9 protein-coding genes are annotated in these 10,874 nt (G+C 60.1%); 7 read left to right on the forward strand and 2 right to left on the reverse strand.

The annotated features are described in order from the left end of the window. Positions 1–29 precede the first annotated feature (29 nt). Positions 30–674, reverse strand: coding sequence for a ThuA domain-containing protein (locus tag HFO99_RS00285; protein ID WP_222358330.1), 645 nt, complete (start codon positions 672–674; stop codon positions 30–32). Between the two features lie 267 nt (positions 675–941). On the opposite strand from HFO99_RS00285, the gene galE reads away from it, so the two are divergent. Then, entirely contained in the window at positions 942–1,925 is a 984-nt protein-coding gene (gene galE, locus HFO99_RS00290; protein ID WP_222358333.1) for a UDP-glucose 4-epimerase GalE, read from the forward strand. Then, a complete protein-coding gene (locus HFO99_RS00295) occupies positions 1,903–3,462 on the forward strand; it encodes an alkaline phosphatase family protein (RefSeq protein WP_222358336.1) in 1,560 nt (519 codons plus the stop codon). The genes galE and HFO99_RS00295 overlap by 23 nt, the downstream gene beginning before the upstream one ends. Positions 3,463–3,469: 7 nt before the next feature. Here the strand turns inward: HFO99_RS00295 and HFO99_RS00300 are convergent, their stop codons facing one another. After that, positions 3,470–3,967, reverse strand: coding sequence for a DUF1993 family protein (locus HFO99_RS00300; RefSeq protein ID WP_222334787.1), 498 nt, complete (start codon positions 3,965–3,967; stop codon positions 3,470–3,472). Positions 3,968–4,342: 375 nt separating this feature from the next. Between HFO99_RS00300 and HFO99_RS00305 the strand changes: the two genes are divergently transcribed. The 5 genes from HFO99_RS00305 (at position 4,343) to HFO99_RS00325 (ending at position 10,860) form a co-directional block, all read left to right on the forward strand. Next, positions 4,343–5,272, forward strand: coding sequence for a sugar ABC transporter substrate-binding protein (locus tag HFO99_RS00305; RefSeq protein ID WP_222334786.1), 930 nt, complete (start codon positions 4,343–4,345; stop codon positions 5,270–5,272). Positions 5,273–5,341: 69 nt separating this feature from the next. Further along, positions 5,342–6,883 carry a sugar ABC transporter ATP-binding protein gene (locus tag HFO99_RS00310; protein ID WP_222249177.1) on the forward strand — a complete coding sequence of 514 codons (1,542 nt, stop codon included), beginning with the start codon at positions 5,342–5,344 and terminating at the stop codon, positions 6,881–6,883. 34 nt (positions 6,884–6,917) lie between these two features. After that, positions 6,918–7,943, forward strand: coding sequence for an ABC transporter permease (locus HFO99_RS00315; RefSeq protein WP_222358339.1), 1,026 nt, complete (start codon positions 6,918–6,920; stop codon positions 7,941–7,943). A gap of 177 nt (positions 7,944–8,120) precedes the next feature. Then, on the forward strand, positions 8,121–9,179 hold the full coding sequence (locus HFO99_RS00320) for a dipeptidase (protein ID WP_222358342.1): 1,059 nt from the start codon (positions 8,121–8,123) through the stop codon (positions 9,177–9,179). A 37-nt stretch (positions 9,180–9,216) separates the two neighbouring features. Continuing rightward, positions 9,217–10,860 carry an ABC transporter substrate-binding protein gene (locus HFO99_RS00325; RefSeq protein WP_222334783.1) on the forward strand — a complete coding sequence of 548 codons (1,644 nt, stop codon included), beginning with the start codon at positions 9,217–9,219 and terminating at the stop codon, positions 10,858–10,860. The last annotated feature ends 14 nt before the right edge of the window (positions 10,861–10,874 follow it).

Here is a 10,874-nt window from a genome sequence, read left to right on the forward strand (position 1 = left end):
ATCCTCGTTCGAGGGCGATCGTTCTGGCGCTACTGGCGTGCGGCCCAGCTCAGGCCCCGCCGCAGGATGAGGGGCATATAGGGATGGTCGAATTCGGCCGGGACATGGCCGAGGGCGGAATAGAAGATCCGGCCGGCACCGAAATGGCGCTTGAAGACGACGGGCATCACGACATTGCGGGCTGCCGGATCGTAGGCGCCGGTGAAGGTGGTGGTCGCAAGGATTTCGACTGTGGGATCATAGTGGAGATAGTATTGCTCCGATCGATAGTCGAAGTCCGGAATGCCCTCCATGACGGGATCGTCCTGGCGGGCGACGGCGACACGGAAGTCGATGATATTGCCGGGATGGGCGACCCAGGTGACGCCGGAGACATAGCGGAAAGGCGCGCTTTCCTTGAAGGACGTGGCGAGTGCGCCGTGATGGCCGGCAAGCCCGAGCCCGGCGCGTACCGCTTCGACCAGGGCAGCCGCATGAGGCTTTTCGAGCGTTTCGCCGGTGATGATGGGCACCAGCAGATCGGCCTTCGCCAGCGTCGGAGATCCGAACACGCCGAGATCGCCGGTCACCTCGACCGTAAAATCGTCCTCGCGCAGGAGATCGGCGACGATATGAGCGCATCGCTCCGGTTCGTGGCCTTGCCAGCCGCCCCAAACGACCAATGCCTTCTTCATTCGCGCTCTCCCTGCCTGATGGCCGCAGACCGTTGATTATCACATGGTGATGCAAGCCCCTTAGATCGGCCGGCAATGCAAATCACGCGAATAATTTATGTTTCTTCCCGATCCGGTACAATTTGCGCGAGTGGCGGATTGCACCCGATCAAGCCTGTCTTCGGCATTTGACGTATTGTCCGTTGACGCCGATCGCAGTTCCTTCTTTTTATTGACGTGTATCTCGTCTAGGTTTCTCCCATCTCTCGTGAACAATAAGGGTGGTGCATGGCAGGTGAAACGGTTCTTGTCGTCGGCGGCGCCGGCTATATCGGCTCGCATACGTGCCTCGACCTGGCGAACAAGGGCTATACGCCTGTCGTCTTTGATAATTTTTCGAACGGCCATCGCGAGTTCGTCAGATGGGGGCCGGCCGAAGAGGGCGATATTCGTGATCGCGCCCGGCTGGACGAGGTGCTGGCCAAACACCAACCGGCGGCGATCCTGCATTTCGCGGCGCTGATCGAGGTCGGCGAATCGGTCAAGGATCCGGTTTCCTTCTACGAGAACAATGTGATCGGCACTTTGACGCTGCTTTCGGCGGCACAGGCGGCCGGCATCAATGCCTTCGTCTTCTCCTCCACCTGCGCGACCTACGGCCTGCCGCAGAGCGTGCCGCTCGACGAGACGCACCGGCAGGTGCCGATCAATCCCTACGGGCGGACGAAATATATCGTCGAACAGGCGCTCGCCGACTACGATCAGTACAGGAGCCTGCGCTCGGTGGTGCTGCGCTATTTCAATGCGGCCGGCGCCGATTTCGAGGGCCGCATCGGCGAATGGCACCAGCCGGAAACGCATGCGATACCCCTCGCGATCGACGCGGCGCTCGGCCGCCGCCAGGGTTTCAAGGTGTTCGGCAGCGATTACGAGACACGCGACGGCACCTGCGTGCGCGACTATATCCATGTGCTGGATCTCGCCGATGCGCATGTGCGCGCTGTCGAATATCTGCTGAAGGGCGGCGATTCCGTCGCGCTCAACCTCGGCACCGGCACCGGCACGACAGTCAAGGAATTGCTCGGCGCCATTGAGGATGTGTCGAACCGGCCTTTCCCGGTCGAATATATCGGGCGTCGCGAAGGCGATTCGCATACGCTGGTCGCCAATAACGACAAGGCGCGCGACGTGCTCGGTTGGGTGCCGCAGTATGATCTGTCTCAGATCATCCGCTCCGCCTGGGACTGGCATGCAAAATCCAACCAGCATTGAGCCAACCAGCATTGAGAAAGCGCGCCGGCCGAACGTCCTGCTGATCACGGCGGATCAGTGGCGCGGCGATTGCCTGTCGGCTGTCGGTCATGCCTGCGTAAAGACGCCTGGTGTCGATGCGCTGGCGCGGGAAGGCACGCTCTTCCGGCGGCACTATGCCGGGGCGGCACCCTGCTCACCGGCGCGGGCCACACTCTATACCGGTCTCTATCAAATGAACCACCGGGTCTGCCGCAACGGTTCGCCGCTCGATGCCCGCTTCGACAATCTGGCGCTGGCGGCCCGGCGGGCGGGATACGACCCGACGCTGTTCGGCTACACCGATACGGCGCCCGATCCGCGCGGGATGGATGCCGGCGACCCGCATCTGACGAGTTATGAAGGCGTGCTGCCGGGCTTTACCGCCCGCCAGCTTCTGCCTGAGCATGAAAGACAATGGCTCTCCTGGCTCAGGTCCCGTGGCCACGCGGATGCCGTCAGCCGCGATATCCATATTCCGGTCGGTGCTGGAGCTGGAGACATTTCCGATGCGTCACCGGCCTATTCGCGCGAGGAGACCCAGACGGCTTTTCTGGCCGGCGAGTTCATCCGCTGGATGGGCGAACAGGACAGGCCGTGGTTTGCGCATGTCTCTTTCTTACGACCGCATCCGCCATTCTCCGTGCCGGAGCCGTTCAACCGAATGTTCATGCTGGGCGAGGGACCGGCTTTTGCGCGCGCGGCAAACCGCGAAGCGGAACAGAACAGTCACCCCTATCTCGCCTATGCCATGCCACGCTCCGACAAGGGCAACTTTATCCACGGTGCAACGGGGCCGCTCAGCGGCTGGAGCGCCGAAAATTTTGCCGCGATCCGGGCGACCTATTACGGCATGATATCAGAGGTCGATGCACAGCTCGGCCGCATCTGGCAGGCCATCAAGGATGCGGGCGCCTGGGACGACACGCTTCTTGTCTTCACCTCGGATCACGCCGAAATGGCGGGCGATCACTGGACGCTCGGCAAGGGCGGCTTCTTCGACGGCAGCTACCATATTCCGCTTGTCATTCGCGATCCCGCAAGCAGTGTTGCGGGTGGGGTCGTCGACAAATTCACCAGCGCTGCGGATATCTTTCCGACACTTTGCCAAAGGCTCGGCGTCGACGCGAAGAACGGGCTCGATGGCCGGTCGCTCCTGCCGTTTGTCAGGGGTGGGAGCGGACAGGGCTGGCGGGATGCGGCATTTTGGGAATTCGATTTTCGCGACATTGCGCATGGCGAGGCCGAGCAGCATTTTCGGCTGCGGTCCAACGAATGCAATCTCGCGGTGATCCGCGACGCGCGGTTCAAATATGTGCATTTCACCGCATTGCCGCCGCTGCTCTTCAATCTTGCCGACGATCCGATGGAGCTCGACAATGTTGCGGCGGATCCGGCCTATGCGGCGATACGGCTCGACTATGCCGAGAAGCTGCTGTCGCTCCGAGCGCGCCATCTCGATCAGACGCTCGCCTATACCGAGCTGACGGAAAGAGGGCCGGTGACGCACCGGCCCTGATGCTTATTTAGCCGAGATAATCGCGCTTGCCGATCGGAGCACCCTGGTTGCGCAGGATGGCGTGGGCCGTCGCGACGTGGAAATAGAAGTTCGGCAGGGCGAAGGTGGCGATATATTCGTCACCTGGCATTATGATACCGCTCTTTCCCGGCAGGGTGATCTGGCGGGTTTCTGTGCCTTCCAATGCTTCCGCCGAGAAGCCACCGAGATAGGCTTCGGTTTTTGCCAGGCGCTCGCGCAGGTCGTCGAACGTCGTTTCGTTATCCTCGAACTTCGGGGCGTCGGTCGCCGTCAGGCGGGCGAGCGCGAATTTGGCGGTGTCGCTGGCGCGCTGATACTGGCCGGAGAGCGGCAGCATGTCGGGCGCAAGGCGAGCGGCGATCAATATGGCAGGATCGATATTCTTTTCCTTCGCATAGGCTTCGGCCTTGTCGAGGTAGGTTTTCATGCTGGCGAGGCCGCGCTGGAACATCGGAACGGTGAGGCGATACATCGAAATAGACATTTGTCCTGTCTCCAAAATCTTCAAATAATCGGGTCGCGGCGAGAGGTCGAAGGCGCCTGCGGCCGTGAGCCTGTCTTCGACCCATCCCATAGATGGATGCTCGCCTGGTCTTTCACAACACAGGAATGCGGTGTCAGTCGTGAAGCCCACATAGCATTGCGCCTCTGTCCGTATCTCGTCGCCGTTAAAGATACTTGACGCCGTTCTCAGAAAATGGAATGAATATTCCGCAGAACAGATTTAACGGTTTGTTTGTTCCGTTTTGCGGAGCGCCGCGGGAGAGGTGGCGCAGGGGAATTGCGGCTTCAGAGCAAATGCCTGGAGCTCCGGCGTGAGGAGGGTGCAGCCGGGCACCGCTTTGTGGAGGAAGTGAAAATGAAAAAGTTTATCCTGGGCACTGCGATGGCGCTCGTCATGTCGACGGCCGCTCACGCAGAAACGGTCGGCGTCTCTATGGCGAAATTCGACGACAATTTCCTGACGGTTCTGCGCAACGGCATGACCGATTATGCAAAGACACTGAGCGGCGTGACGCTGCAGGTCGAAGACGCACAGAACGACGTTTCCAAGCAACAGAGCCAGATCCAGAATTTCATCGCCTCCAAGGTGGATGCAATCATCGTCAACCCTGTCGATACCGATGCGACCACGGCAATGTCGAAGCTCGCGGCCGATGCCGGCATTCCGCTGGTTTACGTCAACCGTCAGCCCGTCAACGTCGACACGCTGCCGGACAAGCAAGCCTTCGTCGCTTCCAACGAGCAGGAATCCGGCACGCTGGAAACCAAGGAAATCTGCCGCATTCTCGGCGGCAAGGGCAAAGCCGTCGTCATCATGGGCGAGCTCTCCAACCAGGCTGCGCGCATGCGCACCCAGGACGTTCACGACGTCATCAAGTCGGATGAATGCAAGGGCCTGGAAATCGTCGAGGAGCAGACGGCCAACTGGGACCGCACCCAAGGCGCCGACCTGATGACCAACTGGCTCTCCAGCGGCATCGAATTCGATGCCGTGATCGCCAACAACGACGAAATGGCCATCGGCGCCCTCCAGGCGCTGAAGGCAGCCGGCAAGGATATGAGCAAGGTTGTCGTCGGCGGTGTCGACGCCACGCAGGACGCGCTTGCCGCCATGCAGGCCGGTGATCTCGATGTCACGGTGTTTCAGGATGCCGCCGGTCAGGGCAAGGGCTCGCTCGATGCGGCGCTCAAGCTCGCCAAGGGCGAAAAGATCGACAAGAAGGTCTACATTCCCTTCCAGCTCGTGACGCCTGCCAACGTCAAGGACTTCGTCACCAAGAACTGAGGCGAATGCCACACAGGATGCGGGCTTTGCCCGCATCCCTTTCGTTTACCCCTATCCGGAGGAGATGATATGGCCGTCAGCCCGACAACCATGGCCGCCGTGCGCGCGAGCGGTGCAGTTCCGAATGCGGAATATCTCTTGAGCGCCGAGGGTGTCCGCAAGGAATTTCCTGGCGTCGTCGCACTTGACGACGTGCAGTTCCGGCTGAAGCGCGCCTCCGTGCATGCGTTGATGGGCGAAAACGGCGCCGGTAAATCGACGTTGATGAAGATCCTTGCCGGCATCTACACGCCCGACAAGGGCGATATTCGCCTGAAAGGGATCGAGATCCAGCTGAAATCTCCGCTCGACGCACTGGAAAACGGGATTGCCATGATCCATCAGGAACTCAACCTGATGCCATTCATGACGGTCGCCGAAAATATCTGGATTCGCCGCGAACCGAAGAACCGCTTCGGCTTCATCGATCACGGCGTAATGCACCGCATGACCGAGGAATTGTTTACTCGGCTCAATATATCAATCGATCCCGATATCGAGGTCCGGTTCCTATCGGTCGCCAACCGGCAGATGGTCGAGATCGCCAAAGCGGTTTCCTATAATTCCGACGTGCTGATCATGGACGAGCCGACTTCGGCGCTGACGGAGCGCGAGGTCGAGCATCTTTTCCGTATCATCCGCGATCTCAGGGCCCAGGGCATCGGCATCGTCTACATCACCCACAAGATGAACGAGCTTTTCGAGATCGCCGACGAGTTCTCCGTCTTCCGCGACGGCCGATATATCGGCACGCATGCCTCGACCGACGTCACCCGCGACGACATCATCCGCATGATGGTCGGGCGCGAGATCACCCAGATGTTTCCCAAGGAAGAGGTGCCGATCGGCGAGGTTGTGCTCTCCGTCAAGGATCTTTGTCTCAAGGGCGTCTTCACCAACGTCTCCTTCGAAGTGAGAGCCGGCGAAATCCTCGGCGTGGCCGGCCTCGTCGGATCCGGCCGGTCGAATGTCGCCGAAACGCTGTTCGGGGTTACACCGGCAAGCTCCGGCTCGATCGAGCTCTACGGCAAGCCGGTGACCATTTCTTCGCCGACCGAGGCCATCCGCAATCGGATGGCGTTCCTGACCGAAGACCGGAAAGATACCGGCTGCCTGCTGATCCTCGATATTCTCGAGAACATGCAGATCGCCGTTCTCCAGGACAAATACGTCAAGGGCGGCTTCGTGCAGCAGGGCGCAGTCGAGGCAACCTGCGAAGACATGGCAAAAAAGCTGCGCGTGAAAACGCCCAATCTTTACGAACGGGTAGAAAATCTTTCGGGCGGCAATCAGCAGAAGGTGCTGATCGGGCGCTGGCTGCTCACCGATCCGCGCATCCTCATTCTCGACGAGCCGACGCGCGGCATTGATGTCGGCGCCAAGGCGGAAATCCACCGGCTGGTCACGGAGATGGCGCGAAACGGCGTGGCGGTGGTGATGATCTCGTCCGAGATGCCCGAGGTTCTCGGGATGAGCGACCGCATCATGGTCATGCACGAGGGACGCGTGACCGGTTTCCTCAATCGCGACGAAGCAACACAGATCAAGGTGATGGAGCTGGCAGCGCAGTAATGCGTTGACGGCGATTGCCCAAGGGAGGTTTGACATGACTAGCAAGGCAGCAGAGGGCGCGGCTCCGCTCGCAACCCGGCAAAGGCGGCGGCGCATCCCGACGGAACTCAGCATTTTCCTCGTGCTCGTCGGCATCGCGCTTATCTACGAAGTGCTCGGCTGGATGTTCATCGGCCAAAGCTTCCTGATGAATTCGCAGCGTTTGACGATCATGATCCTGCAGGTCTCCGTCATCGGCATCATCGCCGTCGGCGTCACGCAGGTCATCATCACCGGCGGCATCGATCTTTCGTCGGGTTCGGTCGTCGGCATGACGGCGATGATCGCAACAAGCTTCGCGCAGTCGTCGACCTGGGGACGGGCCGTCTTTCCCTCGCTGACCGACCTGCCGGCTTTCGTGCCTATCGTCGTCGGTTTGCTGATCGGGGCGGCCGCCGGCCTCGCGAACGGCGCCCTCATCGCCTACACGAAGATCCCGCCGTTCATTGCAACGCTTGGCATGTTCGTTTCGGCCAGAGGCGTGGCGAAGTGGTATACGAAGGGTCAGCCGGTTTCCGGGGTCACCGAGCAGTTTCATTTCATCGGAACGAAAGCCTGGCCGGTTGTCGTCTTCCTGGTCGTCGCGCTGATCTTTCATATTGCGTTGCGCTATACCCGTTATGGAAAATTCACCTATGCCATCGGCGCGAACCCGCAGGCTGCGCGTGTCTCCGGCATCAACATCGAGGCGCATCTCGTCAAGGTCTATGTCATTGCCGGATTGCTTGCCGGCCTTGCCGGTATTGTCACGGCGGCGCGTGCGGAAACCGCACAGGCCAGCATGGGTGTCGGATATGAACTCGACGCGATCGCCGCGACCGTCATCGGCGGCACCTCGCTCACCGGCGGCGTCGGGCGCATCACCGGCACCGTCATCGGCACCATCATTCTCGGCGTCATGACCTCCGGCTTCACGTTCCTCAGGATCGACGCCTATTACCAGGAGATCGTCAAGGGTCTCATCATCATCGCGGCTGTTGTCATCGACGTCTACAGACAGAAGAAACGCCGCAAGCACTGATCTCTGGCATGCGATGGTTTTCTTGCGGGGGCTTCGGCCCCCGTTTCGTTTTCAGTGTTGACGAAATTCTAAAAAAGAACTGGCGAATTCCGTCAGCTTTTCTATTCTGCCGCTTCATTCGCCCTCCAATCGATTCCGATTTAAGGAATTGGGCAGTGGGGCAGCGCAGGAAGACAGATGCAATTCGTATTTGACGGTCACAACGACGTTCTCCTTCGACTCTGGACACATTCAAAAGACGGCAGTGACCCGATCGCGGAATTCGTAGACGGCACGACGGTCGGCCATATCGATGCGCGTCGGGCCAGAGAGGGCGGTCTTTCGGGCGGTCTTTGCGCCATCTACATTCCCTCAGGCGATCTCGTCTTCGCCGATCCGGATGCCAGCGGTCGCTATATCACGCCGATGGCGGCCCCTCTTGATTCGCTGCCGTCCCTTGCCATCGCCAATGAAATGGCGGCGATCGCGCTGCGGCTCGACCGCGCTGGCGCCTGGCGGCTTTGCCGGACGGTGAAGGATATCCGCGGTGCCATGGCGGATAACATTTTCGCCGCCGTCATGCATATGGAAGGCTGCGAGGCGATCGGCGCCGATCTTTCGGCGCTCGAGGTATTCTATGCGGCGGGGCTGCGGTCGCTCGGTCCGGTCTGGAGCCGGCACAATGTCTTCGGTCACGGCGTGCCCTTTGCCTTCCCAATGTCACCGGATACGGCGCCCGGCCTCACCGATGCCGGCTTCGCGCTGGTCAAGGAATGCAATCGCCTCGGCGTTCTGATCGACCTGGCCCATATCACCGAGAAGGGTTTCTGGGACGTGGCGAAGACGACGGACCAGCCGCTGGTCGCCAGCCATTCCAATGCCCACGCCCTGACGCCGGTCGCGCGCAACCTGACGGACAGGCAGCTTGATGCGATCCGCGAAAGCCGCGGGCTCGTCGGTATCAATTATGCGACCGCCATGCTGCGTGCCGACGGCCGCTCGGATAGCGACACGCCGCTCGCCGACATGGTCCGCCATATCGACTATCTCCTGAACCGCATCGGCATCGACTGCGTGGCGCTCGGATCGGACTTTGACGGGGCCACCATTCCTGAAGAAATCGGTGATGCCGCGGGCAATCAGAAGCTGATTGCCGCTCTCAGGGAGGTTGGTTATGCTGACGCCGACTTGGCAAAACTTGCCCGTGAAAACTGGCTTCGCATTCTGGCCCAAGCTTGGCGGGAGGACCACGCCTAAGCCTTTCGTATCCAAACAAAAAACAAGGGAACAGACCATGATGATGACCAAACTCAGCCGCAATTTTCGCATGCTTTCTGGGGGAGCCGCTCTTTCGCTCCTGATGATGGCGGCACCCTCCGCCTTCGCCGAGACGCCGAAGGATACGCTGGTCGAAGGAATTGCCATCGACGATATCATCACGATGGATCCGGGCGAGGCTTTCGAGCTTTCGACGGCTGAAATCACCACCAACAGCTACAGCCTGCTTGTTCGTCTCGACATGGACGATACGTCGAAGGTAAAGGGCGATCTGGCCGAGAGCTGGAGCGTTTCCGATGATGGTCTCACCTATACGTTCAAGCTGAAGTCAGGCCTGAAATTCGCCTCCGGCAACCCGGTCACCGCCGAAGACGTCGCCTGGTCGTTCGAGCGCGCCGTCAAGCTCGACAAGAGCCCGGCCTTCATCCTCACCCAGTTCGGCCTGACCGGCGACAACGTCACGGAAAAAGCCAAGGCGGCCGATGCCGGCACCTTCGTCTTCACGGTCGACAAGGCCTATGCGCCGAGCTTCGTGCTCAACTGCCTGACAGCAACTGTCGCTTCCGTTGTCGACAAGAAGCTGGTGCTGGAGCATGTGAAGGCGGTGACGCCGGATGCCGAGCACAAATACGACAACGACTTCGGCAATGAATGGCTGAAGACCGGCTATGCCGGCTCCGGCGCCTATAAGATGCGCGAATGGCGCGCCAACGAAGTCGTCGTGCTGGAGCGCAACGACAATTATTATGGCGACAAGGCAAAGCTCAACCGCGTCATCTACCGCTACATGAAGGAAAGTTCGGCCCAGCGGCTGGCGCTCGAAGCCGGCGATATCGATATCGCCCGCAACCTCGAGCCGGGTGACCTCGATGCCATTTCGAAGAATGCCGATCTGGCGACAACGAGTGCACCGAAGAGCACGATCTATTATGTCAGCCTGAACAACAAGAACGAGAACCTGAAGAAGCCGGAAGTCCAGGAAGCCTTCAAATACCTGGTCGACTACGATGCGATCGGCGCAACGCTGATCAAGGGGATTGGCGAAATCCACCAGACCTTCCTGCCGAAGGGCCAACTCGGGGAACTCGACGAGAATCCCTACAAGCTCGATGTCGCCAAGGCCAAGGAACTGCTCGCCAAGGCCGGTGTACCCGATGGTTTCTCGATCACCATGGATGTGCGCAACACGCAGCCGGTGACGGGTATTGCCGAATCCATGCAGCAGACGCTGGCCCAGGCCGGGGTGAAGATGGAAATCATCCCCGGCGACGGCAAGCAGACGTTGACCAAGTACCGCGCCCGTACCCACGACATGTATATCGGCAACTGGGGCTCCGATTATTTCGACCCGAATTCCAATGCCGATACATTTACCGGCAATCCTGACAATTCCGATGCCGGCACGGTGAAGACGCTCGCATGGCGCAACACCTGGGAAGCGCCGGAGCTCGACAAGCAAGCCAAGGCCGCTCTTCTGGAACGCGACGCCGCCAAGCGCGCCGCCATGTACCAGGATATCCAGAAGAAGTACCTGGCAAACAGCCCCTTCGTCTTCATCTTCCAGCAGATCGAGGTGGCCGGCTACCGCAAGAACCTGAAGGACTTCAAACTGGGTCCGAGCTTCGACACCAATTTCGTCGGTCCGATCGCCAAGGAATAGTCCGGCAGGATTGG

The sequence above is a fragment of the Rhizobium leguminosarum genome (genome assembly GCF_019798305.1).
Lineage (GTDB): Bacteria > Pseudomonadota > Alphaproteobacteria > Rhizobiales > Rhizobiaceae > Rhizobium > Rhizobium leguminosarum_U.

Bases quoted from the DNA above. Each gene is read 5' to 3' on its own strand.
- HFO99_RS00320 (WP_222358342.1), top strand. From the start codon at position 8,121: ATGCAATTCGTATTTGACGGTCACAACGACGTTCTCCTTCGACTCTGG.
- HFO99_RS00310 (WP_222249177.1), top strand. From the start codon at position 5,342: ATGGCCGTCAGCCCGACAACCATGGCCGCCGTGCGCGCGAGCGGTGCA.
- galE (WP_222358333.1), top strand. From the start codon at position 942: ATGGCAGGTGAAACGGTTCTTGTCGTCGGCGGCGCCGGCTATATCGGC.
- HFO99_RS00300 (WP_222334787.1), bottom strand. From the start codon at position 3,967: ATGTCTATTTCGATGTATCGCCTCACCGTTCCGATGTTCCAGCGCGGC.
- HFO99_RS00325 (WP_222334783.1), top strand. From the start codon at position 9,217: ATGATGATGACCAAACTCAGCCGCAATTTTCGCATGCTTTCTGGGGGA.
- HFO99_RS00305 (WP_222334786.1), top strand. From the start codon at position 4,343: ATGAAAAAGTTTATCCTGGGCACTGCGATGGCGCTCGTCATGTCGACG.
- HFO99_RS00315 (WP_222358339.1), top strand. From the start codon at position 6,918: ATGACTAGCAAGGCAGCAGAGGGCGCGGCTCCGCTCGCAACCCGGCAA.
- HFO99_RS00295 (WP_222358336.1), top strand. From the start codon at position 1,903: ATGCAAAATCCAACCAGCATTGAGCCAACCAGCATTGAGAAAGCGCGC.
- HFO99_RS00285 (WP_222358330.1), bottom strand. From the start codon at position 674: ATGAAGAAGGCATTGGTCGTTTGGGGCGGCTGGCAAGGCCACGAACCG.